This window comes from Pseudomonas sp. LPB0260 (assembly GCF_013388395.1).
Genome location: NZ_CP058247.1, coordinates 4,454,335 through 4,478,715, shown reverse-complemented (window position 1 = coordinate 4,478,715; position 24,381 = coordinate 4,454,335). Strand labels below are relative to the sequence as shown.

Genomic DNA, 24,381 nt, shown 5'->3' with positions numbered 1-24,381 from the left:
GACGACGGACACTTGGTGAAACGACTGAATAACTGTATTTTTGTACAGTATTCCGTCGGAGTCGCGCCATGTCCGTTCCCCTGCCGCCGCGAGGCCGCGGCACCGCCAGCAACCCCGCCAATCGCTTCGCCCCGAGCCGCTCGGTGGCCGAGGACGACGGCTGGCTGCAGGAAGTGCCGCCCAGCCGTGCCACCGAGGTGCGGGTGGAGATGGCCAAGAGCATCATCACCCGCAACCAGTCGCCGGACCTGCCCTTCGACCGCTCGATCAACCCCTACCGCGGCTGCGAGCATGGTTGCATCTACTGCTACGCGCGGCCCAGCCATGCCTACTGGGACCTGTCGCCGGGGCTGGATTTCGAGACCCGGCTGATCGCCAAGACCAACGCGCCGAGCCTGCTCGAACAGCAACTGGCCAAGCCCGGCTACGTCTGCGCGCCGATCAACCTGGGTTCCAACACCGACCCCTACCAGCCGATCGAGCGCCAGCAACAGCTGACCCGGCGCACCCTGCAGGTGCTGCTGGATCACCGTCATCCGCTGACCATCGTCACCAAGGGCTCGCTGATCCTGCGTGACCTCGACCTGCTGATCGAGCTGGCGCGCCAGCGCCTGGTGGCGGTGATGATCAGCCTGACCACCCTGGATGACCAGCTCAAGCGCACCCTTGAGCCGCGCGCGGCGGCGCCGGCGGCTCGCCTGCGGGCGATCCGCGTGCTGCGCGACAACGGCATACCGGTGGGGGTGCTCTGTGCGCCGATGATCCCGATGATCAACGACATGGAGCTCGAGCGCCTGCTCGAGGCGGCCAAGGAGGCCGGCGCGCAGCGCGCGAGCTACATGTTCCTGCGCCTGCCGCGCGAGGTCGCGCCGCTGTTCGCGGAGTGGTTGCAGGCGCACTACCCGCAGCGCGCCGAGCATGTGCTGAGCCTGGTGCGCCAGAGCCGCGGCGGCGAGCTGTACGACAGTCGTTTCGGCGCGCGCATGCGCGGCGAGGGGGCATTCGCACAGCTGCTGGCGCAACGCTTCGCCGTGGCCAGCAGGCGCCTCGGCCTGCAAGGTCGCGAAGGCTTCGACCTGGACTGCTCGCGCTTCTGCCCGCCGGGTGGACAGCTGGCGCTGCTGTGAACGCCATGGTGCATTGGTCCGGTGAAGGGATGTGCTTAAATTAATGGATGAGGCTGACGAGCTGCGTGGCGCACGGGAGTTGCCATCCAGCGTTGCCGAGGCCGAGCAGCAGCCCGCCAGCTGTGCCACTTGGGCCACCACGAAGCTACCACGAACCATGACCCGTTATCTGCGCGTACCCGAACCCTCCTTCGAACTGATGGATGACCACGAAGGCCACTCGCTGATCTATCGTCAGCATGGTTTTCCGTCGCCGCTGGTGCGCTGGCATTTCCACAAGGAGTACGAGCTGCACCTGATAGTCGCCAGCTCCGGCAAGGTGTTCATCGGCGACTACATCGGCAACTTTTCCCCGCACAGCCTGTTCCTCACCGGGCCCAACCTGCCGCACAACTGGATCAGCCAGGTCGAAGAGGGCGAGCACTTCGAGCAGCGCGACATGCTGGTCAACTTCACCGACAAGGTGCTGGACAGCGGTATCGCGGTGTTCGACGAGCTCAAGAGCCTGGCGCCGCTGCTGGCGCGGGCGCAGTTCGGCATCGAGTTTCGCGACCCGCGCTGCATTCGCGAGGCGCGGCAGCTGCTGCAGAAGATCGCCGACTCCGAGGGTGCGACCCGGCTCGGTCACTTCTTCATCCTCCTCGAGTTGCTGGCGGCCTGCGAGGACTACCAGTTGCTCTCCGGCCGGCTCCCCGACCAGCCTGCCGACGAGCAGCACGTCGACCGCATCAACCGGGCGGTGGACTACATCTTCCAGCGTTACGCCCAGGACCTGAGCCAGGAAGAGGTGGCGGAGTATCTGGGCATGACCCCGACCTACTTCTCGCGTTTCTTCAAGCAGGCCACCGGGCGCGGCTTCGTCGAGTTCGTCAATCGCCTGCGGGTGAGCAAGTCCTGCGAGTTGTTGAGCAAGAGCGACATGCCGGTGACCGATATCTGCTTCGAGTCCGGCTTCAGCAATATTTCCAACTTCAACCGACGCTTCCTGCAGCTCAAGGGGGTGACCCCGTCCGACTACCGCAAGCTGGTGGTCCAGCGCTTGACCGAGCAGAACCTGTACTGATTCGGTCAGTCGCTAGCGCCACTATCCCCGCTACAGACCTGGTTTCAGAGGCATTGAGCCTGATTTCGGGGTTTGCGCGCGCTCGTTTCAGTGCAAAAAAGTATTGGTTGAGGTGCAGTCGAGGCTTTGTTCGAGGTTTTACGTAGAGGTGTAATGCAGGTCGACTAATACAAAAACAATATCGATCTCCGGTCGCTTCGGCGATGCAGGAGGGGAGTTCAAAACAATGAACAAATTAGCTACAGCATTAGTTGCCGTTTCCTGCCTGTCCCTCTCGGTGTCTGCCCACGCCGCCGAAAACCTGACCATTGCCACGGTCAACAACAGCGACATGATCCGCATGCAGCGGCTCGCCAAAACCTTCGAAGAGCAGAACCCGCAGATCAACCTGAAGTGGGTGGTGCTCGAAGAGAATGTCCTGCGCCAACGCCTGACCACCGATATCGCCACCAAGGGCGGCCAGTTCGACGTGCTGACCATCGGCATGTACGAGGCGGCGCTGTGGGGCGAGAAAGGCTGGCTGGAGCCGATGACCAACCTGCCGGCCGACTACGCCCTCGACGACGTGTTCCCCTCGGTACGCGAAGGTCTGTCGGTCGACGGCAAGCTCTACGCCCTGCCGTTCTACGCCGAAAGCTCGATCACCTACTACCGCACCGACCTGTTCGAGCAGGCCGGCCTGAGCATGCCCGAGCAACCGACCTGGGAGCAGATGCGCGAGTTCGCCGCGGCCCTGCACAAGCCGGAGCAGGAGCAGTACGGCATCTGCCTGCGCGGCAAGGCCGGCTGGGGCGAGAACATGGCGCTGATCAGCACCGTGGCCAACGCCTACGGCGCGCGCTGGTTCGACGAGCAGTGGCAGCCCGAGTTCACCGGCAGCGAATGGAAGCAGGCGCTCAACTTCTACGTCGATACCCTCAAGCAGTTCGGCCCGCCGGGCGCCTCCAGCAACGGCTTCAACGAGAACCTGGCGCTGTTCAACAGCGGCAAGTGCGCGCTGTGGGTCGACGCCAGCGTGGCCGGCTCCTTCGTCACCGACACCAGCCAGAGCAAGGTCGCCGACAAGGTCGGCTTCAGCCGCGCGCCGCAGCAGGTCACCGACAAGGGTTCGGCCTGGTTGTATTCCTGGGCGCTGGGCATCCCCACCAGTTCCAACTCCAAGGCGGCGGCCAAGCTCTTCAGCGCCTGGGCCACGTCCCAGGCCTACGCCCAGCTGGTCGCCGACACCGATGGCGTGGCCAACGTGCCGCCGGGCACCCGCGCCTCGACCTACAGCGACGCCTACATGGCGGCCGCACCGTTCGCCAAGGTCACCCTGGAGTCGCTGAAGCGGGCCGACCCGACCGATCCGACCCTCAAGCCGGTGCCCTATGTGGGTATCCAGTTGGTCACCATTCCCGAGTTCCAGGCCATCGGCACCCAGGTCGGCATGCAGTTCACTGCAGCGCTTACCGGCCACATGTCGGTCGACCAGGCGCTCATGGCGGCCCAGCAGTCCACGGCGCGCGAAATGAAGCGCGCGGGCTATCCCAAGTAGCCCACCTCACCTAGACCGTCCTGGCACCGCGCTTACTGCCCCGTAGGCCGGTGTCCGACCGTCCGTTCTCGCCGAATCTACACGGAGTCGCCATGACTACTTCGACCCTCGATACGCACCTGAAAAGTGCGCCCGCGCCGGTCAGCGGCAAGCGCTGCGCGCTCAAGCCGGGCTGGTTTCTGGTCAGCCCTTCGGTGGCCCTGCTGCTGCTGTGGATGATCGTGCCCTTGGGCATGACCATCTATTTCTCGCTGATTCGCTACAACCTGCTGTATCCCGGCGAGAACCAGTTCGTCGGTCTGGAGAACTTCGAGTACTTCCTCAGCGACGCCGGCTTCATGCCGGGTGCACTCAATACCCTGTTGCTGGTTGGCAGCGTGCTGCTGATCAGCGTGGTGTTCGGCGTGCTGATCGCCGCGCTGCTGGAAGCCTGCGAGTTCTGGGGCCGGGGCGTGGTGCGGGTGCTGCTGATCTCGCCCTTCTTCATCATGCCGACGGTCAGTGCACTGGTGTGGAAGAACCTGATCCTGCATCCGGTCTCCGGGATCCTCGCGGCGATCTGGAAGTTCTTCGGCGCCGAACCGGTGGACTGGCTGGCCCAGTACCCGCTGCTGTCGATCATCTTCATCGTGTCCTGGCAGTGGCTGCCGTTCGCCATCCTGATCCTGATGACCGCCATGCAGTCGCTGGACCAGGACCAGAAAGAGGCCGCGCGTCTCGACGGCGCCGGCTCCCTGGCGATCTTCTGGCACCTGACCCTGCCGCACCTGGCCCGGCCTATCGCCGTGGTGGTGATGATCGAGACGATCTTCCTGCTCTCGGTGTTCGCCGAAATCTTCACCACCACCAGTGGCGGTCCGGGCTTCGAGTCCACCAACCTGGCCTACCTGATCTACAACCACGCGCTGCTGCAGTTCGACGTCGGTATGGCATCGGCGGGCGGGCTGATCGCGGTGGTCATCGCCAATCTGGCGGCGATCGTGCTGATCCGAATGATCGGCAAGAACCTCACCAACCAGCAATGAGGCCTTGATCATGCTGACGCTTAAACAATCCCGTCGCCTGCAGAGTGTGCTGGTGGGTACTTCGGCCTGGGCTATCGCCGCGCTGATCTTCTTCCCGATCCTGTGGATGATCCTTACCAGCTTCAAAACCGAAATCGCCGCGTTCGCCACGCCGCCGCAGTTCGTCTTCATGCCGACGCTGGAGAACTACCTGCTGATCAACGAGCGCAGCGACTACTTCAGCTTCGCCTGGAATTCGCTGCTGATCTCCTCCGTGGCGACCCTGCTGTGCATGCTCATCGCGGTGCCGGCGGCCTACTCCATGGCCTTCTTCGAGAGCCGCCACACCAAGCGCACGCTGCTGTGGATGCTGTCGACCAAGATGCTGCCGCCGGTGGGCGTGCTGATGCCGATCTACCTGATCTGCCAGAGCCTGGGCCTGCTCGATTCGCGCATCGCGCTGATCGTCATCTACACCCTGATCAACCTGCCGATCGTGGTCTGGATGATTTACACCTACTTCAAGGACATCCCCGTCGACATCCTCGAAGCCGCTCGCCTGGACGGCGCCACCACCCTGCAGGAAATCGGCCGCGTACTGCTGCCGATCGCCCGCGGTGGCCTGGCCTCGACCATGTTGCTGTCGTTGATCCTGTGCTGGAACGAGGCGTTCTGGTCGCTCAACCTGACCTCCTCGGCCGCCGCCCCGCTGACCGCGCTGGTCGCTTCCTACTCCAGTCCGGAAGGCCTGTTCTGGGCCAAGCTCTCGGCGGTTTCGACCCTGGCTTGTGCGCCCATCCTGATCTTCGGCTGGATCAGCCAAAAACAACTCGTACGCGGCCTGTCCTTCGGCGCAGTCAAGTAACAAGAGGATTTCCCCATGGCAGATTTGAAGATTCGCAACCTGAAAAAAGGCTTCGACGGCACCGCCATCATCAAGGGCATCGACCTGGACGTACGCGACCGCGAGTTCGTCGTGTTCGTCGGGCCGTCCGGCTGCGGCAAGTCCACCCTGCTGCGACTGATCGCCGGGCTGGAGGAAGTCACCAGCGGCACCATCGAACTGGATGGCAAGGACATCACCGACACGGCCCCGGCCAAGCGCGACCTGGCCATGGTGTTCCAGACCTACGCCCTGTACCCGCACATGACCGTGCGCAAGAACCTGTCCTTCGCCCTCGACCTGGCCGGCGTGGACAAGCGCGAGGTGCAGGAGAAGGTCGACAACGCCGCGGCCATCCTCGAGCTCAAGCCCCTGCTCGAGCGCAAGCCCAAGCAGCTCTCCGGCGGCCAGCGCCAGCGCGTGGCCATCGGCCGCGCCATCGTGCGCAATCCGAAGATCTTCCTGTTCGACGAGCCGCTGTCCAACCTCGACGCGGCCCTGCGGGTGCAGACCCGCCTGGAGCTGGCGCGTCTGCACCAGGAGCTGCAGGCGACCATGATCTACGTGACCCACGACCAGGTCGAGGCCATGACCCTGGCCGACAAGGTGGTGGTGCTCAACGGCGGGCGCGTCGAGCAGGTCGGCTCGCCCATGGAGCTGTATCACCATCCGGCCAACCTGTTCGTCGCCGGCTTCCTCGGCACGCCGAAGATGGGCTTCCTGCGGGGCCAGACCGCCAAGGTCGACGCTGCCGCCTGCGAAGTGAAGCTGGAGTGCGGCGCGCAGCTGAGCCTGCCGCTGGCCGCCGCCGGCCTGGCCGCGGGCAGCGCGGTGACCCTGGGCGTGCGTCCCGAGCACTTCGACATCGTGCCGGCCGGCCAGGGCCAGCTGCGGGTCACCGCCGATGTCAGCGAGCGCCTGGGCAGCGATACCTACTGCCACGTGCGCTGCGCCTCCGGGGAGATGCTGACCATCCGCGTACGTGGCGATTTCGCCCCGCGCGCCGGCGAAGTCCTGGAGCTGGCTTTCGACCCGGCCCACTGCCACCTGTTCGACGCCGATGGCCAGGCCATTGCCAAACGACTCCAGCAGGCGGCCTGAGGCCGCCCGCCAGACCCATCCAGGAATGCACAGATGAAACTCAATCGCCAGCACCTTGACCAGTTGGCGGCGCCTATCGCGCTGCCCGCGTACCGTGCCGACACCACCCAGCAGGGCATCGTCCACATCGGTGTCGGTGGTTTCCATCGCGCCCACCAGGCGTACTACACCGAGGCCCTGATGAACCAGGGCGAGGCCCTCGACTGGAGCATCTGCGGCGTCGGCCTGCGCGGCGCCGACCGCGCCATGCGCGATGTCCTGGCCGCCCAGGACTACCTCTACACCCTGGTCGAGCTGGGCGACGAGGCGGGCAACGCGGTGCAGGTGGTGGGCGCCATCAGCGGCATGCTGCTGGCCGAGGATTCGCCCCAGGCGCTGATCGACAAGCTGGCCGATCCGGCGATCCGTATCGTCTCGCTGACCATCACCGAAGGCGGCTACTGCATGGACGACAGCAGCGGCGAGTTCCTCGCCGAGCTGCCGGACATCCAGAACGACCTGGCCCATCCCGAGGCGCCGCGCAGCGTCTTCGGCTTCCTCTGTGCGGCATTGGCTCGGCGCCGCGCCGCCGGCACCCCGGCGTTCACCCTGATGTCCTGCGATAACCTGCCGCACAACGGCACGGTCACGCGCAAGGCGCTGCTCAGTTTCGCCAATCTGGCCGACCCCGAGCTGGCCGCCTGGATCGAGGCCAATGTCAGCTTTCCCAACGCCATGGTCGACCGCATCACGCCCATGACCAGCGATGCGCACCGCCAGCAACTGGCCGAGCGCCACGGCATCGAGGACGCCTGGCCGGTGGTCTGCGAGCCTTTCGCCCAGTGGGTGCTGGAGGACAAGTTCGTCAACGGCCGGCCGGCCTGGGAGAAGGTCGGCGTGCAGTTCACCGACGACGTCACGCCCTACGAGGAGATGAAGATCAAGCTGCTCAACGGCAGTCATCTGGCGCTCACCTACCTGGGCTTCCTCCAGGGCTATCGCTTCGTCCACGAGGCGATGAACGACCCGCTGCTGCGGCGTTACGTGCGCACCTTCATGGACCTGGACGTGACCCCGCAACTGGCGCCGGTGCCGGGCATCGACCTGGAAGCCTACAAGGACACCCTGATCGAGCGTTTCTGCAACCAGGCCATCGCCGATCAGCTGGAGCGGATCTGCTCCGATGGTTCGTCGAAACTGCCCAAATTCATCGTGCCGACCCTCAACCGGCTGCTCGAAGACGGCGCCGCGCTGGAGCGTGGCGCCCTGGTGGTGGCGGCCTGGGCGCTGTACCTCAAGGGTGTCGACGAGAACGGCGAGCAGTACCGGATCGTCGACCCACGCGCCGAGCACTGCCAGGCGCTGATCGATGACGACCAGCAGCTGACCGCCCGGGTACTGGGTGAGGAGACGATCTTCGGCAGCGCACTGGCCGCCTCCCCGGCCTTCGTCGCCGCCTTCGAGCGCAATCTCGAGAGCCTGCGCAGCCAAGGGGTGAGCGCCACCCTGCAGGCCCTGCTCGCCTAACCCCCCATGCCCGCGAAGGCGCCTTCCCCTGATAAGGAGTCAGTTATGTATCTGGTATGTGGCGAGGCTTTGTTCGATGTCTTCAGCCTGGACGAAGGCGCGCGCAGCAGTCAGCTAGAGCTGCAGGCGATTGCCGGCGGTTCGCCGTTCAACGTGGCCGTCGGCCTGCGCCGCTTGGCCGCCGATTCGGCGCTGTTCGCCGGTATTTCCACGGATTTTCTCGGCGAGCGCCTGCGCAAGGTGTTGCACGAGGAAGGCGTGAGCGACGCCTACCTGGTGCCCAGCGACGCGCCGACCACCCTGGCGATGGTCGCGGTCGACGCCCAGGGCGTGCCGCAGTACAGCTTTCGCGGCGAGGGCTGTGCCGATCGCATGCTGGGTCTCGAGCATCTGCCGGCGCTGGAGGCACGGGTGCGCGGTATTCATGTCGGCTCCTACTCCCTGGTGGTGACGCCTGTCGCCGATACCCTGTTCGAACTGGTGCGGCGCGAGAGCGATCGGCGGCTGATCAGCCTCGACCCCAATGTGCGCCTCGGCGTCGAGCCCAGCATCGAGCTGTGGCGCCAGCGCGTCGAGGCCTTCGCCGCTCAGGCGCACCTGATCAAGGTCAGCGAGGAAGACCTGGCCCTGCTCTATCCGCAGCGCCGGCCCGAGGACGTGGTCAGCCAGTGGCTAAGCCAGCGCTGCCAGCTGGTGTTCCTCACCCACGGCAGCGATGGCGCCAGCGTGCACAGTCGCCAGCACGGGCGCTGGGCGGTGCCGGCGCAGGCGGTGGACACGCGCGACACGGTCGGCGCCGGCGACACCTTCCAGGCCGCACTGCTGGCCTACCTGAGCCGCCACGGCCTGGACAGCCCGCAGGCGCTGGCCACGCTGTCGCACAGGCATATCGAGGCGATGCTCGGCTACGCCGTGCGCGCGGCCGCGGTGACCTGCTCGCGAATCGGGCCGGACCTGCCTTACGCCCATGAACTGGAACAGCCTTGAGCCGCGCCGGGGCCTCAAGCCTTTCGTCCAATAACTTTCCAGGAGTTGACATGCCGCACCCTCAGCCTTCCCACGATGTCACCCAGTTGCCCGCCTGGCAGGGCCTGGCCGCGCACCGCGAGTGCTTTGCCGAGTTCAGCATGCGCGACGCATTCGCCGAGCAGCCGCAGCGCTTCGCCGAGTTTTCCCTGAACGACTGCGGGCTGTTCCTCGACTACTCGAAGAACCTGATCACCCGCGAAACCCGCGACCTGCTGGTGCGTCTGGCCGAAGAGTGTGGCCTGCGGCAGGCGATTGGCGCGCTGTTCGACGGCGCACGGCTCAACGCCTCGGAGGGCCGCCCGGCCCTGCACACCGCCCTGCGCCGGCCGATCGGCGACAAGGTGCTGGTCGACGGCGTCGACGTGATGCCCGAGGTGCACCGGGTGCTGCACCAGATGACCGAACTGGTCGGCAAGGTGCATGACGGGTTGTGGCGCGGCTACAGCGAGAAGCCCATCACCGACGTGGTCAACATCGGCATCGGCGGCTCCTTCCTCGGCCCGCAGCTGGTCTCCGAGGCGCTGCTGCCTTTCGCCCAGCGCGGCGTGCGCTGCCACTACCTGGCCAATATCGACGGCAGCTCGTTCCATGAGCTGGCAGCCAAGCTGCGCGCCGAAACCACCCTGTTCATCATCTCCTCGAAGACCTTCAGCACCCTGGAAACCCTGAAGAACGCCCAGGCCGCGCGCAGCTGGTACCTGGCCCAGGGCGGCACCGAGGGCGAACTGCACCGCCACTTCATCGCCGTGTCGAGCAATGTGCCGGCGGCGGTGGCCTTCGGCATCCGCGAGGAGAACATCCTGCCGATGTGGGACTGGGTCGGCGGTCGCTACTCGCTGTGGTCGGCCATCGGCCTGCCGATCGCCATGTCCATCGGCATGTCCAACTTCAAGGAGCTGCTGTCCGGCGCCTACCGCATGGACGAGCACTTCCAGAACGCCCCGTTCGAGCAGAACATGCCGGTGCTCATGGCCCTGCTGGGCATCTGGTACGGCAATTTCTGGGGCGCCCAGACCCAGGCGATCCTGCCCTACGACCACTACCTGCGAAACATCACCAAGCACCTGCAGCAGCTGGACATGGAGTCCAACGGCAAGCGCGTGCTGCAGGATGGCCGCCCGGTGCCCTGTGCCACCGGGCCGGTGATCTGGGGCGGGGTCGGTTGCAACGGCCAGCACGCCTACCACCAGCTGCTGCACCAGGGCACCGCGCTGATCCCGGCCGACTTCATCGTGCCGGTGGTCAGCTACAACCCGGTGGCCGACCACCACCAGTGGCTGTATGCCAACTGCCTGTCGCAGAGCCAGGCGCTGATGCTCGGCAAGACCCAGGCCGAAGCCGAGGCGGAACTGCGTGCCAAGGGCCTGGACGAGGACGAGGTGCAGCGCCTGGCGCCGCACAAGGTGATCCCCGGCAACCGCCCGAGCAACACCCTGGTGATGGAGCGGGTCAGCCCGCGCCGCCTGGGCGCCCTGGTCGCGCTGTACGAGCACAAGGTGTTCGCCCAGAGTGCCATCTGGGGCATCAACGCCTTCGACCAGTGGGGCGTGGAGCTGGGCAAGGAGCTGGGCAAGAACGTCTACTCGCGCCTGCTCAGCAGCGAGCCGGGGCCGGCCGAGGACCCCTCCACCCAGGGCCTGATCGACTTCTTCCGCGGTCGTCACCGTGGCTGACGGCTCGTCGTCCAGGCCGACCTGAAGGGCAGCGCCGCCCCCAAACCTCATGGACCCTCATCGCCGAGCGATTCGTCGCTCGGCAGGGGGAGTGTGCGCCCGAATGTTTCGCAAGAACCCGCTGCCGCGGCGGTTATCCGCAGCATTTCAGACAATAAAAACAATCAGGAGCAACCATGAAGACCAGTCTCAAGCCTCAGTCATCGCCGCTAGTCAGTGCTGCGCGTGGCGCCCCCTACCTGTTCGCCCTGGCGCTGGTTCTGCCCCAGGCCCAGGCCCTGGAGTTCAGCGGCTATGTGCGCAGCGGCGCCGGCAGTTCCGACGGTGATCGCCAGTCGTGCTTCCAGCTGCCCGGCGCGCTGTCGAAGTTCCGCCTCGGCAACGAGTGCGAGCAGTACGCCGAGCTGGACCTGCGTCAGGACCTGCTGACCCTGGACGATGGCTCTGTGCTCAGCGTCGAGGGCATGGCGCAGTTCTTCAACGAATATGGGCATACCCCGACATTCACCGGCGAGCATGGCTTCACGCGGATGAACCAGGCCTTCGTCGAGTGGAGCAAGGTACCGGCGCTGAACGGCGGCTCGCTGTGGGCCGGGCGGCGCTTCTACAAGCGCAACGACATCCATATCAGCGACTTCTTCTACTGGAACCAGAGCGCCACCGGCGCCGGCATCGAGAACTACGAGCTGGGCGGGCTGAAGTACAGCTACGCCTTCTCGCGCAAGGACAGCGTGTTCCAGAAGGAATACATCAACCGCCACGACTTCAACGTCGCCGGCTTCGACACCAACCCCAATGGCGAGCTGGAATTCGGCCTGAGCTTCATCGACAAGCCGCGCCACATCGAAGGCGCCCACAGCGGCTGGTCGATCACCGCCCAGCACAAGCAGCAGGACTTCCTTGGTCTCGGCGGCAAGAACACCTTCGCCCTGCAGTACGGTCCCGGCCCGGGCACCGCCCTGGGCTCGACCGGCGACGTGATGCTCGATGACAGCGCCAAGCGCTATCGCCTGGTGGAGCACTTCGACTGGCAGATCACCCCGCGCCTGGGTGGCCAGTTCCTGGTGGTGTACCAGAAGGACGAGCGCGCCAACCAGGACGACGAGAACTGGCTGTCGGTCGGCGGGCGTACCAGCTACGCCTTCACCGAGCAGTTCAAGCTGGTCGGCGAGCTGGGCTTTGATCAGGTCGATGCCAGCGGCGGCACGCGCAAGCTGAGCAAGTTCACCGTGGCGCCGACCTGGTCGCCGGCGGGTCCGGGCTTCTGGACCCGCCCGGAGCTGCGCCTGTACTACACCTACGCGACCTGGAACCAGGCGGCCCAGGATGCCGCCAACGCAATGGCGGCCGGCTCGGCGCTGTCCGACAGCGGCGTGTTCGGCAGTGCGCGGCATGGCTCCAACTTCGGCGTACAGGTAGAGTACTGGTGGTGATCGGCGGTTGCTTGCGGGTCGCTGCGGCCAGGTGGCAGCGCTCGTTGCGCGCCTAGATACGCGCACCGACCCCCGTCCAGGAGAGGGCAGCGCGCCTCTTCCGGACGGCCTGTCGCTGGCGGCAGCCGATCGACTCCGCGCTTTCAGACCACTATTGGCCGGGTGAGTGGTGACCCGAAATGCGCGACGAAAGTCCAGTAAAGGTTCGCCGTCGCTCGCCCGGCATGCTGGCCGGGCCATGTCGATGCGTCCCCACAGCTTTTTCGAGGTAGGCCAAATGGATAAGCAAGAACAGCAGAACAGCGGCGCGGCGGAAAGCGCCGAGGATGCGCTCCGCCATATCGTCGAGGGTTTCCGACGCTTTCGTCAGGATGTCTTCCCACAGCAGCAGGCGTTGTTCAAGAAGCTCGCCCACGCCCAGGCGCCGCGCGCCATGTTCATCACCTGCGCGGACTCGCGCATCGTCCCCGACCTGATCACCCAGAGCGATCCTGGCGACCTGTTCGTCACCCGCAACGTCGGCAACGTGGTGCCGCCGTACGGGCAGATGATGGGCGGGGTATCCACCGCCATCGAATACGCGGTGATGGCCCTCGGCGTGCATCACATCATCGTCTGCGGGCACTCCGACTGCGGTGCGATGAAGGCGGTGCTCGACCCGCAGACCCTGGAGCGCATGCCGACGGTCAAGGCCTGGCTGCGCCATGCCGAGGTGGCCAAGACGGTGGTGGCGGAAAACTGCGGCTGCGCCGATCACAACACCCTGGAGATCCTCACCGAGGAGAACGTCGTGGCCCAGCTCGACCACCTGCGCACCCACCCCGCGGTAGCCGCGCGGCTGGCCAGCGGTCAGCTGTTCATCCATGGCTGGGTGTATGACATCGAGACCTGCGCGATCAGGGCCTACGATGCGGAGAAGGGCGAGTTCCGCGCGATCGACGAGGGCCCGCTGCCAATGGCGACGCCGCGGGCACGTTATCTCCAGAGCTGAATGCTGCATGCCGACGGCGGGGCGGCAAGCGCCCGCGCCGTCGGAATTCGCCCCAAGGATCGATCAGCTTGCGGCGCGGGTCTGATCCAATTGCAACTCCACACCCAGCTGCCGCGACAGGCAGGGCCAGCGCTCCCAGGCCGCCTCGGTGTGCGGGTCGCTCAGGCGCTCGCGAAAGGCGCGCACCGAAGCCTGGGTAAAACTGTCCTCGTCGAGCATGCCGTCCACCGCGTGGTGCACGGCCTCGTCCAGCTGGTTGGCGAAGGGCTCGCCGATCAGCTGGTGGGCGATCAGGTTGGCCACCGTGGTGTCCAGCGGAATCAGCGGCTGGCCCAGGTGGCTGCTGTAGCGGTCGTTGACCTCCTCGATCAGGCGGTGGGCCAGGTAGGCCTCGTCGAGCAGCCCATCGAGCCCTTCGTGGCCCTCCATCAGTGCCGGCGGTTGCAGAAAAAACTGCTCGGCCACCTTCAGCACCGGCTTGACTGGCGCCTCTATGCCGGCTTCCCGGGCGACCTGACTGGCCGCGTCCAGCATGTCCGGTACCTGCTCGATATAAGCGCTGACGAAGCGCGTCAGTACGCCGAGGGCGTCCTGGCTGGGTAGGCGTATGGAGGGGTGCAGGCGTTCGAGCTGGCCGTGCAGTTGGCGCGCCAGTTGACCGCTGCTGGCTTCGTGCTGGTGGGCGCGCTGGATAAGTTCGCGCAAGGCGGCAGTGTTCATGACAACTCCTGAGGTGGGTCATGGGCGAGAACCATAGCTGGCTGGACGGGCCAGCTAAGATGCAATTGTCATAATTCTTAAATGCTTATGCGAGCACGCTATATCTCTCGCTGGCGGATTGACGCCCGCCGTGGTCGCGCGTGGCGTTTAGGACAAGGCTTGCGCGGCTTCGGACTTTTTCGCTTGCGCGTTGCCAGCTAGAAGTCGCCGTCTATACTCGAACGCGAAAGGCTTTATCTGATGGAACCGGACGGGCTTCGGCACGGAGAGGTTTCGACAGTAGTCGCCAGCAGTTATGGCAGTCGATCCCTTTGCCGCAGGCTCCGCCGGCGGGATAACAAGAACCATAAGGGGAACCCGCAATGATGCGACATCCACGAGTCTGGATGGGCCTCCTGCTGTGGTTGGCAATCGGCTCGGCGCAGGCCGAGTGGGGCGTGAACATCGCGCCCGGGGCCACCGAGGTCAGCCGCTCAGTTTTCGACTTGCACATGACCATCTTCTGGATCTGCGTCGCCATCGGCGTGCTGGTGTTCGGCGCCATGTTCTGGTCGATGCTGGTCCATCGCCGCTCCAACGGCCAGGAACCCGCGCACTTCCATGAGAGCACCACGGTGGAGATCCTCTGGACCGTGGTGCCGCTGGCGATTCTGGTGGTGATGGCCATTCCGGCGACCAAGACCCTGATCGACATCTACGACAGCAGCGAGTCCGAGCTGGATATCCAGGTCACTGGCTACCAGTGGAAATGGCACTACAAGTACCTGGGCCAGGACGTCGAGTTCTTCAGCAACCTGACCACGCCCCAGGCACAGATCAACAACCAGGCGAAGAAAGGCCCGAACTACCTGCTCGAGGTCGACGAGCCGCTGGTGGTGCCGGTGGGGGCCAAGGTGCGCTTCCTGATCAGCTCGGCCGACGTCATCCATTCCTGGTGGGTGCCGGCGCTGGCGGTGAAGAAGGACGCCATCCCCGGCTTCGTCAACGAATCCTGGACCCGCATCGACGAGCCCGGCATCTTCCGCGGCCAGTGCACCGAGCTGTGCGGCAAGGACCACGGCTTCATGCCGGTGGTGGTGGAGGCCAAGTCCAAGGAGGACTTCGCCGCCTGGCTGGCCGAGCGCCAGCAGGCCGCCGCCGCCGAGAAGGAGCTGACCAGCAAGGTCTGGACGCAGGACGAGCTGATGGCCCGCGGCGAGAAGGCCTACAACACCAGTTGCGCGGCCTGCCACCAGGCGGGCGGCGAAGGCCTGCCGCCGATGTTCCCCGCGCTCAAGGGCTCGCCCATCGCCATCGGCCCGGCCCAGGACCATATCGACATAGTGGTCAACGGCAAGCCGGGCACCTCCATGGCCGCCTTCGGCAAGCAACTGTCGGAAGTCGACATCGCCGCCATCATCACCTACGAACGCAACGCCTGGGGCAACAAGGTCGGTGACATGGTCACCCCGCAGGACATCGTCGCGTTCAAAAAGGCTCAGGAGTAAGGACATGAGTGCAGTGATCGATCACGGTCATACTGACCACCACCATGGCCCGGCCAAGGGTCTGATGCGCTGGGTGCTGACCACCAACCACAAGGACATCGGCACCATGTACCTGTGGTTCAGCTTCGCCATGTTCCTGCTCGGCGGGTCCATGGCGATGGTGATTCGCGCCGAACTGTTCCAGCCCGGCCTGCAGATCGTGCAGCCGGAATTCTTCAACCAGATGACCACCATGCACGGCCTGATCATGGTCTTCGGCGCGGTGATGCCGGCCTTCGTCGGCCTGGCCAACTGGATGATTCCGCTGATGATCGGCGCGCCGGACATGGCCCTGCCGCGGATGAACAACTTCAGCTTCTGGCTGCTGCCGGCCGCCTTCGGCCTGCTGGTCAGCACCCTGTTCAGCGCCGGCGGTGCGCCGAACTTCGGCTGGACCTTCTATGCGCCGCTGTCGACCACCTACGCGCCGGAGTCGGTGACCTTCTTCATCTTCGCCGTGCACCTGATGGGCATCAGCTCGATCATGGGGGCGATCAACGTGGTCGCCACCATCCTCAACCTGCGTGCCCCCGGCATGACCCTGATGAAGATGCCGCTGTTCGTCTGGACCTGGCTGATCACCGCCTTCCTGCTGATCGCGGTGATGCCGGTGCTGGCCGGTTGCGTGACCATGATGCTGATGGACATCCACTTCGGCACCAGCTTCTTCAGCGCCGCCGGCGGCGGAGACCCGGTGCTGTTCCAGCACGTGTTCTGGTTCTTCGGCCACCCCGAGGTGTACATCATGATCCTGCCGGCCTTCGGTGCGGTCAGCGCGATCATCCCGGCCTTCGCCCGCAAGCCGCTGTTCGGCTACACCTCGATGGTCTACGCCACCGCCTCGATCGCCTTCCTCTCGTTCATCGTCTGGGCCCACCACATGTTCACCGTGGGCATCCCGCTGACCGGCGAGCTGTTCTTCATGTACGCCACCATGCTGATCGCCGTGCCCACCGGGGTGAAGGTGTTCAACTGGGCCAGCACCATGTGGCAGGGCGCGATGACCTTCGAGACGCCGATGCTGTTCTCCGTGGCCTTCGTCATCCTGTTCACCATCGGCGGCTTCTCCGGCCTGATGCTGGCGATCGCCCCGGCGGATTTCCAGTACCACGACACCTACTTCGTGGTGGCGCACTTCCACTATGTGCTGGTGCCCGGGGCGATCTTCGGCATCTTCGCCTCGGCCTACTACTGGCTGCCCAAGTGGACCGGGCACATGTACGACGAGACCCTGGGCAAGCTGCACTTCTGGATGAGCTTCGTCGGCATGAACCTGGCGTTCTTCCCCATGCACTTCGTCGGCCTGGCCGGCATGCCGCGGCGCATTCCCGACTACAACATGATGTTCGCCAACTTCAACATGGTCTCCTCGATCGGTGCCTTCATGTTCGGCACCACCCAGTTGCTGTTCCTGTTCATCGTCATCAAGTGCATCCGCGGCGGCAAGCCGGCCGCGGCCAAGCCCTGGGACGGCGCCGAGGGCCTGGAGTGGACGGTGCCGTCACCGGCGCCCTACCACACTTTCCAGACGCCGCCGGATGTGAAATAGGGACGGGGAGAGGCTGCCATGAGCGACATCGTCGGCACTCGCCGTCTGGTCCTGCGCCTACTGGCCGTGGTGGTCGGCATGTTCGGCTTCGGCTTCGCCCTGGTGCCGATCTACGACGTCATGTGCCAGGCCTTCGGCATCAACGGCAAGACCGCCGGGGCCTACGACGGCGCCCAGGTGGCGGATGAGCGGCGCCAGGTGCGGGTGCAGTTCCTCGCCACCAACGCCGCCGGCATGGCCTGGGAGTTCCGACCGCTGGACGACGAGTTGCTGACCCATCCCGGGGCCAGCAACCAGATGCTGTTCATCGCCTACAACCCCACCGACAAGCCGATGACCGCCCAGGCGGTGCCCAGCGTGGCACCGTCCAAGGCCGCCGCCTATTTCCACAAGACCGAATGTTTCTGCTTCACCCAGCAGGTGCTGCAACCCGGCGAGCGGATCGAGATGCCGGTGCGCTTTATCGTCGACAGGGATCTCCCCGAGGACGTGCATCACCTGACCCTGGCCTACACCCTGTTCGATATCACTGCGCGCAAACCGCCTGTCGCCCAGGTGGACCTTGCCCGGACGGCTCCATAAGGAGAACAACAATGTCGAGTCACGAGCAGTACTATGTTCCGGCCCAGAGCAAATGGCCGATCATCGCCACCCTGGGCCTGCTGATCTCGGTCTACGGGGTCGGCACCTGGTTCAACGACATGAAGGCCGAGCGGGCGGACTCCAGCGGTCCGCTGATCTTCTTCATTGGCAGCCTGTTCCTCGCCTACATGCTGTTCGGCTGGTTCGGCAACGTGATCAAGGAAAGCCGCGCCGGCATGTACAGCGCGCAGATGGACCGTTCGTTCCGCTGGGGCATGAGCTGGTTCATCTTCTCCGAGGTGATGTTCTTCGCCGCTTTCTTCGGCGTGCTGTTCTATGTGCGCACCTTTGCCGGTCCGTGGCTCGGCGGCGAAGGCGACAAGGGCGTGGCCAACATGCTGTGGCCGGGTTTCGAATACAGCTGGCCGCTGCTCAATACCCCGGACCCCAAGCTCTATCCGGCGCCCAGCGGCGTCATCAGCGCCTGGGGGCTGCCGCTGCTCAACACCGTGCTGCTGGTGACCTCCAGCTTCACCCTGACCTTCGCCCACCATGCCCTGCGCAAGAACCAGCGCAAGCCGCTGACCCTGTGGCTCGCCCTCACGGTGATTCTGGGTCTGGCCTTCCTGGTGTTCCAGGTCGAGGAGTACGTGCACGCCTACACCGAGCTGGGCCTGACCCTGGGCTCGGGCATCTATGGCGCGACCTTCTTCATGCTCACCGGCTTTCACGGCGCCCACGTGACCCTGGGGGCGCTGATGCTGACGGTGATGCTGGTGCGCATCCTGCGCGGTCACTTCACGCCCGAGCAGCACTTCGGCTTCGAGGCCGCCGCCTGGTACTGGCACTTCGTCGACGTGGTCTGGATCGGCCTGTTCGTCTTCGTCTATGTGCTGTGACGGCCTTACCAGGTGACCTGGGGAATCAGTTGGCCGCTGTAGAAACCCCAGGCGATCAGGCCGACGGTCAGCGCGGTAAGGGTCACGCGCAGGGTCAGCGCGTTGACCAGGCGCGAACTGCGGCCCTCGTCCTTGACCAGGAAGAACAGGCCGCTGAACAGGCTGGCGATGGTGGCCAGCAGCAGGAGGATGATCGCGGCCTTGAGCATGTGGGACTCCGGGGAAGGGAAATGCACGTTAGACCCAGTATACCCAGCTTGATCGGTGCTTTTGCGGGGTGCCCATGAACGGCTTCCGTCCCGGCCTGCTGCCCAGCCTGGTGGTCCTGGCGCTGTTGCCGCTGCTGCTCGGCCTGGGTGCCTGGCAACTGTCGCGGGCCGAAGACAAGCGCGCGCTGCTCGACGCGCAGCAGGCTCGCCGGCTCGCCGCGCCGCTCAGCGTCGATCAGCTGGCGCAGCGGCAGGACTGGGCCTATACCCGGGTCAGCCTGCGTGGGCGCTTCGATGGCGAGCACGCCCTGTTGCTGGACAACCGCATCCGTGGTGGTCAGGCCGGGGTGGAAGTCCTGCAGCCCTTCTACGACCAGGCCAGCGGCCTGTGGCTGTTGCTCAATCGCGGCTGGCTGCCCTGGCCCGATCGCCGCGTCGCGCCGACGTTCGCCACCCCTGACGACACCCTGAGCCTGACCGCCTGGGCCTATGTACCCCTGGGCGAACCCTTCCTGCTGCAACAGGACGCGCCGGTTCAGGGCTGGCCAAAACTGATCACCCAGGTCGAGCCCCAGGCGCTGTGGCAGCGCCTCGGGCGCGCCGGGCTGGGCCATGAACTGCGCCTGGAACCCGGGCCGGCGGCCTTCGAGGTCGACTGGCCGGTGGTTGCCATGAGCCCGGACAAGCACCTGGGCTATGCCGTGCAGTGGTTCGCCCTGGCGGCCACCTTGCTCGGCCTGTTCATCTATTTCGGATTGCATAACGCGCGGGAGACTCGCCATGAACCCAGCCATCGCCATGCCTGACGCCTCAACCAGCCGCCGTCGGCGCGGCCGCCTGCAACTGGTCCTGCTGCTGGCCGTGGTCATCGGGCCGATGATCCTGGCCAGTGCCATGTACCAGTGGCGTTTCTGGGTGCCGGACAGCCGCAGCTACCACGGCGAGCTGATCGGCAACGGCCTGACCCGCGCCGACCTGGGCGTGGCGGCCGAGGAAAGCCGCTGGCAGCTGCTGGTGACCACTCCGGATGCCTGCGCCGCGGACTGTCAGCAACTGGTGTTCCTCGCCCGGCAGATCCATATCGGCCTCAATCGCGACGCTCCGCGCGCCACCCACGCCCTGGCCAGCGGCCAGGCGCTGGAGGCCGACTACGATGCCAGGCTGCGCCGCGAGTACCCGCAGCTGGCGCGCTATGCCCTGCAGCCCGCGGCCCACGCGCGGACAGCCGGTGAGGGCGCCGGCGCCCAGCTGTGGATAGTCGACCCCCACGGCAATCTGGTGTTGCGCTATGACAGCCGCAGCAAGGGCAAAGGCATCCTCGACGACCTACGCTATCTGCTGAAGATCTCGCAAATCGGCTAAGGATTCACGATGCGCAAACCCGGATACCGCCTGGCCCTGTTCGCCACCCTGCTGGCCATGCTGGTGGTCATGCTCGGCGCCTATACCCGGCTCAGCCACGCCGGCCTCGGCTGCCCGGACTGGCCCGGTTGTTACGGCTTCCTCGGCGTGCCCATGAGCGAGCAGAGCCAGTCCCTGGCCGAGGCGCGCTTCCCCGAGGCGCCTCTGGAAGTGGCCAAGGGCTGGTACGAAATGGTGCATCGCTACTTCGCCGGCAGCCTCGGCCTTGTGATCCTCGCCCTGGCCGTGCAGGCGCTGCGCCGTCGCGGCACACCGGGCCAGCCGCTGAAGCTGCCGTTGCTGCTTCTGGGGCTGGTCACCCTGCAGGCGGCGTTCGGCATGTGGACGGTGACCCTCAAGCTGTGGCCGCAGGTGGTCACCGCCCACCTGCTCGGCGGTTTCGCCACCCTCAGCCTGCTGTTCCTGCTGACCCTGCGCCTGTCCGGCACGGCCGCGCGGCGGCCTCGGCCGCCTGCGGGGCTGCGCGCACTGGCGGCGGTCGCCCTGGCCGTGGTGATCGGCCAGATTGCCCTCGGCGGCTGGGTCAGCAGCAACTACGCGGCGGTCGCCTGCGTCGATCTGCCTACCTGCCACGGCCAATGGTGGCCGGCGATGGATTTCGCCAACGGTTTCCACCTGACCCAGCACATCGGCCCCAACTACCTGGGAGGCCAGCTCGACAGCGACGCCCGCACCGCCATCCACATGACCCACCGTCTCGGCGCCCTGGTCGTCACCCTGGTATTGCTGCTGCTGGCCTGGCGCCTGCGCGCCGCCGGCCTGTCGCGCCTGGCCGGCTTGCTGCTGCTGGCGCTGGGCGTGCAGCTCGCCCTGGGCGTCAGCAACGTCGTGCTGCACCTGCCGCTGGCGGTGGCGGTGGCGCACAACGCCGGCGGCGCCCTGCTGCTGTTGTGCCTGGTACTAATCAATCAGCGGTTGTACCTCGCGCTGACGGCGAGGGCCGCCGCGCCCCGCCCGCAGCGCGACGGACAACCGGGCAGCGTCGGTTTGAACGCGCTGCCAAGCGAATAACAAGAACGATCGAGGAGAAACGCCGATGGCTACTCTATTGCGCAAGCAGCATGTCCACGCCGGCTGGCGCGACTACCTGGAGCTGACCAAGCCCAGGGTGGTGGTGCTGATGCTGATCACTTCGCTGGTCGGCATGTTCCTCGCCACCCGCGCCGGGGTGCCCTGGCAGGTGCTGCTGTTCGGCAACCTGGGCATCGGCCTGTGCGCCGGCGCGGCGGCGGCGGTCAACCACGTGGTGGATCGGCGCATCGATTCGATCATGGCCCGCACCCACAAGCGCCCGCTGGCCGAGGGCCGCGTCTCGCCGGCCGCGGCCCTGAGCTTCGCCCTGGTGCTGGCGGTGGCCGGCCTGGCGCTGCTGCTGAGCTTCACCAACCAGCTGGCGGCCTGGCTGACCCTGGCCTCGCTGCTCGGCTATGCGGTGATCTACACCGGCTTTCTCAAGCGCGCCACGCCGCAGAACATCGTCATCGGCGGTCTGGCCGGCGCCGCGCCGCCGCTGCTCGGCTGGGTCGCGGTGACCGGCCAGCTGTCCGCCGAGCCGCTGCTGCTGGTGCTGATCATCTTCGCCTGGACCCCGCCGCACTTCTGGGCCCTGGCCATCCACCGCAAGGCCGAGTACGCCAAGGCCGACATCCCCATGCTGCCGGTGACCCACGGCGAGCACTACACCAAGGTGCACATCCTGCTCTACACCTGCGTGATGTTCGCGGTGACCCTGCTGCCCTACGCCATCCACATGAGCGGCCTGCTCTACCTGGTCTGTGCCATCGGCCTGGGCGCGCGTTTTCTCCACTGGGCCTGGGTGTTGTACCGTGACAGCCGGCCGCACGCGGCGATCAACACCTTCAAGTACAGTATCTGGTACCTGTTCCTGCTGTTCATCGCCCTGCTGGTCGATCACTACCTGCTGCTCAACCTGTAAACCGTTGGTGTCATGACTCGAACCCAGAAAACCGTCTTCATCCTCGTCGCCCTGGTCGCCCTGATCCTCGGCCTGACCGTCAACAAGGTGCTCACCGCCAAGGGCCAGGCCGACCCCACCGCCCTGCTCGACGCCGGCATCGTGCTGCTGCCGCAGAGCCGCAACCTGCCGGAGCTGAGCCTGGTCGACCAGGACGGTCAGGCATTCGAGCTCGACCAGCTCAGGGACCGGTGGAGTCTGCTGTTCTTCGGCTACACCTTCTGCCCGGACATCTGCCCGGCCACCCTGGCCGAGTTGCGCCAGCTGCGCGGCCTGTTGCCCGAGGAGGCACGGGCCAACCTGCGCGTGGTGCTGGTCAGCGTCGACCCGCACCGCGATACCCCGGAGCAGTTGAAGAAGTACCTGGGCTATTTCGACGCCGACTTCATCGGCCTGACCGGCGAGCCGGAGGCCATCCAGAAGTTGGCCAACGCGGTGAGCATTCCCTACATCCCGGCCGACACCAGCGAAGAGAACTACACCGTCAGCCACAGCGGCAACCTGGTGATCCTCGGCCCGGATGGCACCCAGCGTGGTTTCATCCGCGCACCGTTGAACAACCAGAAGCTCGCCGTGCAACTGCCCGAGCTGCTCAAGCCTGCCGGCTGATTCCATCCCGCCTACTGGACGAATCCCTCCGCCGCTCCGTATGTACGGCAGCGGCGGAGGGTTCCGTCTGCGCTGTCGGCAGCTTGGCTGTGGCTACTTGGCGAACAGCTGGGCGATGTCCTTGAAGGCCTTGAACTCCAGGGCATTGCCGCAGGGGTCGAGGAGGAACAGGGTGGCCTGCTCGCCGACCTGGCCCTGAAAGCGCACATGGGGCTCGATGACGAAGCGCGTGCCCTTGGCCTGCAGCCGCTGCGCCAGCCGCTGCCAGTCGTCCCACGCCAGCACCACGCCGAAATGCGGCACCGGCACGTCGTGGCCGTCCACCGGATTGCTGTGCGCCGCTTCCTGATAGGCCATCTTCGGCGCCTGGTGGATCACCAGCTGGTGGCCGAAGAAGTCGAAGTCCACCCATTGCTCGCTGCTGCGGCCTTCGGCGCAGCCGAATACCTCGCCGTAGAAATGCCGGGCGGCGGCCAGGTCATGTACGGGGATGGCCAGATGAAAGGGGGCGAGTGGCATGGTGTGGCTCCTTGTCGGCTAGGTGTGCTGCCCATTCTAGTAACGACGAAACTGATTAAAAGCGAATATCCTTGCGCGCAAGCACAAACAAAATCGATCAGTCGAGGCATCGATGCTGCGTGAGCTGAAAACCTTTCTGATGGTCGCCCGCCACGGCACCTTCGCCGCCGCCGGCCAGCACATCGGCCTGACCCAGTCGGCGGTCAGCGCGCAGATGCGCGTGCTGGAGCAGCATCTCGGCGTGCGCCTGTTCGACCGCAGCGGCCGCGCCGCGGTGCTCAACGCCGCCGGTCGCCACGCCCTGCCCCTGGCCGAACAGATCCTCGCGCTCTATGCGCAGATGGCGCTGCCCACCGCACTGGCGCAGTGGCAGGGCGAGCTGCGGGTCGGCGCCATCGCCACGGTGCAGACCGGCCTGCTGCCCGAGGCCCTGCCGCGCTTTCGCGCCGCCGCTCCGCGGGTCGAGCTGAAGCTGGTGCCGGGCGTGTCGTTGCAGTTGCTGAGCCAGGTGGATGCCGGCGAGCTGGACCTGGCGCTGCTGATCAGGCCGCCCTTCGAGCTGCCCAAGGAGCTGCTGCAAGTCAGCCTGGCGCGGGAGCCCTTCGTGCTGATCGCGCCCCTGGACGTCGAGGGCGATGAGCCCCTGCGCCTGCTCGCCGAGCAGCCTTTCGTGCGCTACGACCGCAGCTCCTTCGGCGGCCGGCGGGTTAGCCAGTTCCTGCGCGAACAGCGCCTGAACGTACGCGAGGCGCTGGAACTGGACGAGCTGGAGGCCATCGTGCGGATGGTCGAGTGCGGCTTGGGGGTGTCGCTGATCCCGCGCGCGGGCCTGTGGCTGCAGCGGACGATCCGGCTGCGGGTGATCGACCTGGGCCCGCTGACCTTCCACCGTGAACTGGTCGCGGTGATGCGCCGGGCGCAGCGCCAGCCGGCGCTGGAGTGTCTGCTGGACTGCCTGCGCGGTGAGGCGGGTGCGCGTGGCGCACCCTACGCTTCAGAGTAGGGTGCGCCGAGCGCACCATTG

General features: G+C 65.9%; 24 protein-coding genes. 21 read left to right on the top strand and 3 right to left on the bottom strand.

Going from position 1 to position 24,381, the window contains the following annotated elements; translation table 11 throughout:
• Positions 1-68 precede the first annotated feature (68 nt).
• The 11 genes from LPB260_RS19950 to LPB260_RS19900 all read left to right on the top strand — a co-directional run bounded on the left by LPB260_RS19950 (position 69) and on the right by LPB260_RS19900 (position 13,347).
• Positions 69-1,127, top strand: a complete 1,059-nt coding sequence (locus LPB260_RS19950; RefSeq protein ID WP_208707608.1) for a PA0069 family radical SAM protein — start codon at positions 69-71, stop codon at positions 1,125-1,127.
• Between the two features lie 157 nt (positions 1,128-1,284).
• Entirely contained in the window at positions 1,285-2,190 is a 906-nt protein-coding gene (locus tag LPB260_RS19945; RefSeq protein ID WP_208707607.1) for an AraC family transcriptional regulator, read from the top strand.
• A 226-nt stretch (positions 2,191-2,416) separates the two neighbouring features.
• On the top strand, positions 2,417-3,727 hold the full coding sequence (locus tag LPB260_RS19940; RefSeq protein WP_208707606.1) for a sugar ABC transporter substrate-binding protein: 1,311 nt from the start codon (positions 2,417-2,419) through the stop codon (positions 3,725-3,727).
• Positions 3,728-3,819: 92 nt separating this feature from the next.
• Positions 3,820-4,752, top strand: a complete 933-nt coding sequence (locus LPB260_RS19935) for a carbohydrate ABC transporter permease (protein ID WP_208707605.1) — start codon at positions 3,820-3,822, stop codon at positions 4,750-4,752.
• A gap of 10 nt (positions 4,753-4,762) precedes the next feature.
• The gene (locus tag LPB260_RS19930; protein WP_208707604.1) at positions 4,763-5,596 is read left to right on the top strand and encodes a carbohydrate ABC transporter permease; all 834 of its coding nucleotides are present in this window, start codon (positions 4,763-4,765) and stop codon (positions 5,594-5,596) included.
• A 15-nt stretch (positions 5,597-5,611) separates the two neighbouring features.
• Positions 5,612-6,715, top strand: coding sequence for an ABC transporter ATP-binding protein (locus LPB260_RS19925; protein WP_208707602.1), 1,104 nt, complete (start codon positions 5,612-5,614; stop codon positions 6,713-6,715).
• A 33-nt stretch (positions 6,716-6,748) separates the two neighbouring features.
• Positions 6,749-8,221: a mannitol dehydrogenase family protein gene (locus LPB260_RS19920; protein ID WP_208707600.1), complete on the top strand. Its 1,473-nt coding sequence runs from the start codon at positions 6,749-6,751 to the stop codon at positions 8,219-8,221.
• Between the two features lie 45 nt (positions 8,222-8,266).
• The gene (locus LPB260_RS19915; RefSeq protein WP_208707598.1) at positions 8,267-9,208 is read left to right on the top strand and encodes a carbohydrate kinase; all 942 of its coding nucleotides are present in this window, start codon (positions 8,267-8,269) and stop codon (positions 9,206-9,208) included.
• Positions 9,209-9,258: 50 nt separating this feature from the next.
• On the top strand, positions 9,259-10,923 hold the full coding sequence (gene pgi, locus LPB260_RS19910) for a glucose-6-phosphate isomerase (RefSeq protein WP_208707597.1): 1,665 nt from the start codon (positions 9,259-9,261) through the stop codon (positions 10,921-10,923).
• 176 nt (positions 10,924-11,099) lie between these two features.
• Positions 11,100-12,356, top strand: coding sequence for a carbohydrate porin (locus LPB260_RS19905; RefSeq protein WP_208707595.1), 1,257 nt, complete (start codon positions 11,100-11,102; stop codon positions 12,354-12,356).
• A gap of 277 nt (positions 12,357-12,633) precedes the next feature.
• Complete coding sequence (locus tag LPB260_RS19900; protein ID WP_208707593.1) at positions 12,634-13,347, top strand: carbonic anhydrase; 714 nt, start codon at positions 12,634-12,636, stop codon at positions 13,345-13,347.
• A 63-nt stretch (positions 13,348-13,410) separates the two neighbouring features.
• Here LPB260_RS19900 and LPB260_RS19895 read toward each other — a convergent pair whose 3' ends face one another.
• A complete protein-coding gene (locus tag LPB260_RS19895; RefSeq protein WP_208707591.1) occupies positions 13,411-14,067 on the bottom strand; it encodes a hypothetical protein in 657 nt (218 codons plus the stop codon).
• Positions 14,068-14,429: 362 nt separating this feature from the next.
• Between LPB260_RS19895 and coxB the strand changes: the two genes are divergently transcribed.
• Genes coxB through LPB260_RS19875 form a run of 4 tightly spaced genes read left to right on the top strand, consistent with a single transcriptional unit; the run spans position 14,430 to position 18,623 of the window.
• The gene (gene coxB, locus LPB260_RS19890) at positions 14,430-15,554 is read left to right on the top strand and encodes a cytochrome c oxidase subunit II (RefSeq protein ID WP_208707589.1); all 1,125 of its coding nucleotides are present in this window, start codon (positions 14,430-14,432) and stop codon (positions 15,552-15,554) included.
• 4 nt (positions 15,555-15,558) lie between these two features.
• Positions 15,559-17,142, top strand: a complete 1,584-nt coding sequence (ctaD, locus tag LPB260_RS19885) for a cytochrome c oxidase subunit I (protein ID WP_208707587.1) — start codon at positions 15,559-15,561, stop codon at positions 17,140-17,142.
• Between the two features lie 18 nt (positions 17,143-17,160).
• Positions 17,161-17,724, top strand: coding sequence for a cytochrome c oxidase assembly protein (locus LPB260_RS19880; protein ID WP_208707585.1), 564 nt, complete (start codon positions 17,161-17,163; stop codon positions 17,722-17,724).
• 11 nt (positions 17,725-17,735) lie between these two features.
• Positions 17,736-18,623 (top strand): cytochrome c oxidase subunit 3, encoded by an 888-nt coding sequence (locus tag LPB260_RS19875; protein ID WP_208707583.1) that lies wholly within the window; start codon positions 17,736-17,738, stop codon positions 18,621-18,623.
• A 5-nt stretch (positions 18,624-18,628) separates the two neighbouring features.
• On the opposite strand, the gene LPB260_RS19870 is transcribed toward LPB260_RS19875, so the two are convergent.
• On the bottom strand, positions 18,629-18,832 hold the full coding sequence (locus LPB260_RS19870) for a twin transmembrane helix small protein (protein WP_208707581.1): 204 nt from the start codon (positions 18,830-18,832) through the stop codon (positions 18,629-18,631).
• A 74-nt stretch (positions 18,833-18,906) separates the two neighbouring features.
• On the opposite strand from LPB260_RS19870, the gene LPB260_RS19865 reads away from it, so the two are divergent.
• The 5 genes from LPB260_RS19865 to LPB260_RS19845 are packed head-to-tail and all read left to right on the top strand — an operon-like array spanning position 18,907 to position 22,838.
• Positions 18,907-19,638: an SURF1 family protein gene (locus LPB260_RS19865; RefSeq protein ID WP_208707579.1), complete on the top strand. Its 732-nt coding sequence runs from the start codon at positions 18,907-18,909 to the stop codon at positions 19,636-19,638.
• On the top strand, positions 19,613-20,194 hold the full coding sequence (locus LPB260_RS19860; protein ID WP_208707577.1) for a hypothetical protein: 582 nt from the start codon (positions 19,613-19,615) through the stop codon (positions 20,192-20,194). Before LPB260_RS19865 ends, LPB260_RS19860 begins: the two co-directional genes overlap by 26 nt.
• A gap of 9 nt (positions 20,195-20,203) precedes the next feature.
• A complete protein-coding gene (locus tag LPB260_RS19855) occupies positions 20,204-21,265 on the top strand; it encodes a heme A synthase (RefSeq protein ID WP_208707574.1) in 1,062 nt (353 codons plus the stop codon).
• A 25-nt stretch (positions 21,266-21,290) separates the two neighbouring features.
• On the top strand, positions 21,291-22,190 hold the full coding sequence (cyoE, locus tag LPB260_RS19850) for a heme o synthase (RefSeq protein ID WP_208707571.1): 900 nt from the start codon (positions 21,291-21,293) through the stop codon (positions 22,188-22,190).
• A gap of 12 nt (positions 22,191-22,202) precedes the next feature.
• Positions 22,203-22,838 (top strand): SCO family protein, encoded by a 636-nt coding sequence (locus LPB260_RS19845; protein WP_208707568.1) that lies wholly within the window; start codon positions 22,203-22,205, stop codon positions 22,836-22,838.
• A 93-nt stretch (positions 22,839-22,931) separates the two neighbouring features.
• Here the strand turns inward: LPB260_RS19845 and LPB260_RS19840 are convergent, their stop codons facing one another.
• Positions 22,932-23,357 carry a VOC family protein gene (locus LPB260_RS19840; protein ID WP_208707565.1) on the bottom strand — a complete coding sequence of 142 codons (426 nt, stop codon included), beginning with the start codon at positions 23,355-23,357 and terminating at the stop codon, positions 22,932-22,934.
• Positions 23,358-23,469: 112 nt separating this feature from the next.
• Here LPB260_RS19840 and LPB260_RS19835 point away from each other — a divergent pair, with 112 nt between their 5' ends.
• Complete coding sequence (locus LPB260_RS19835; protein WP_208707561.1) at positions 23,470-24,360, top strand: LysR substrate-binding domain-containing protein; 891 nt, start codon at positions 23,470-23,472, stop codon at positions 24,358-24,360.
• The last annotated feature ends 21 nt before the right edge of the window (positions 24,361-24,381 follow it).

What these genes read in the sequence shown, in the direction of transcription:
- pgi (WP_208707597.1), top strand. Translation starts at nt 9,259, where the DNA reads ATGCCGCACCCTCAGCCTTCCCACGATGTCACCCAGTTGCCCGCCTGG.
- LPB260_RS19940 (WP_208707606.1), top strand. Translation starts at nt 2,417, where the DNA reads ATGAACAAATTAGCTACAGCATTAGTTGCCGTTTCCTGCCTGTCCCTC.
- LPB260_RS19920 (WP_208707600.1), top strand. Translation starts at nt 6,749, where the DNA reads ATGAAACTCAATCGCCAGCACCTTGACCAGTTGGCGGCGCCTATCGCG.
- coxB (WP_208707589.1), top strand. Translation starts at nt 14,430, where the DNA reads ATGATGCGACATCCACGAGTCTGGATGGGCCTCCTGCTGTGGTTGGCA.
- LPB260_RS19870 (WP_208707581.1), bottom strand. Translation starts at nt 18,832, where the DNA reads ATGCTCAAGGCCGCGATCATCCTCCTGCTGCTGGCCACCATCGCCAGC.
- LPB260_RS19835 (WP_208707561.1), top strand. Translation starts at nt 23,470, where the DNA reads ATGCTGCGTGAGCTGAAAACCTTTCTGATGGTCGCCCGCCACGGCACC.
- LPB260_RS19880 (WP_208707585.1), top strand. Translation starts at nt 17,161, where the DNA reads ATGAGCGACATCGTCGGCACTCGCCGTCTGGTCCTGCGCCTACTGGCC.
- LPB260_RS19915 (WP_208707598.1), top strand. Translation starts at nt 8,267, where the DNA reads ATGTATCTGGTATGTGGCGAGGCTTTGTTCGATGTCTTCAGCCTGGAC.
- LPB260_RS19900 (WP_208707593.1), top strand. Translation starts at nt 12,634, where the DNA reads ATGGATAAGCAAGAACAGCAGAACAGCGGCGCGGCGGAAAGCGCCGAG.
- LPB260_RS19895 (WP_208707591.1), bottom strand. Translation starts at nt 14,067, where the DNA reads ATGAACACTGCCGCCTTGCGCGAACTTATCCAGCGCGCCCACCAGCAC.
- LPB260_RS19905 (WP_208707595.1), top strand. Translation starts at nt 11,100, where the DNA reads ATGAAGACCAGTCTCAAGCCTCAGTCATCGCCGCTAGTCAGTGCTGCG.
- LPB260_RS19845 (WP_208707568.1), top strand. Translation starts at nt 22,203, where the DNA reads ATGACTCGAACCCAGAAAACCGTCTTCATCCTCGTCGCCCTGGTCGCC.
- LPB260_RS19865 (WP_208707579.1), top strand. Translation starts at nt 18,907, where the DNA reads ATGAACGGCTTCCGTCCCGGCCTGCTGCCCAGCCTGGTGGTCCTGGCG.
- LPB260_RS19855 (WP_208707574.1), top strand. Translation starts at nt 20,204, where the DNA reads ATGCGCAAACCCGGATACCGCCTGGCCCTGTTCGCCACCCTGCTGGCC.
- LPB260_RS19945 (WP_208707607.1), top strand. Translation starts at nt 1,285, where the DNA reads ATGACCCGTTATCTGCGCGTACCCGAACCCTCCTTCGAACTGATGGAT.
- LPB260_RS19840 (WP_208707565.1), bottom strand. Translation starts at nt 23,357, where the DNA reads ATGCCACTCGCCCCCTTTCATCTGGCCATCCCCGTACATGACCTGGCC.
- ctaD (WP_208707587.1), top strand. Translation starts at nt 15,559, where the DNA reads ATGAGTGCAGTGATCGATCACGGTCATACTGACCACCACCATGGCCCG.
- LPB260_RS19935 (WP_208707605.1), top strand. Translation starts at nt 3,820, where the DNA reads ATGACTACTTCGACCCTCGATACGCACCTGAAAAGTGCGCCCGCGCCG.
- cyoE (WP_208707571.1), top strand. Translation starts at nt 21,291, where the DNA reads ATGGCTACTCTATTGCGCAAGCAGCATGTCCACGCCGGCTGGCGCGAC.
- LPB260_RS19925 (WP_208707602.1), top strand. Translation starts at nt 5,612, where the DNA reads ATGGCAGATTTGAAGATTCGCAACCTGAAAAAAGGCTTCGACGGCACC.
- LPB260_RS19875 (WP_208707583.1), top strand. Translation starts at nt 17,736, where the DNA reads ATGTCGAGTCACGAGCAGTACTATGTTCCGGCCCAGAGCAAATGGCCG.
- LPB260_RS19860 (WP_208707577.1), top strand. Translation starts at nt 19,613, where the DNA reads ATGAACCCAGCCATCGCCATGCCTGACGCCTCAACCAGCCGCCGTCGG.
- LPB260_RS19950 (WP_208707608.1), top strand. Translation starts at nt 69, where the DNA reads ATGTCCGTTCCCCTGCCGCCGCGAGGCCGCGGCACCGCCAGCAACCCC.
- LPB260_RS19930 (WP_208707604.1), top strand. Translation starts at nt 4,763, where the DNA reads ATGCTGACGCTTAAACAATCCCGTCGCCTGCAGAGTGTGCTGGTGGGT.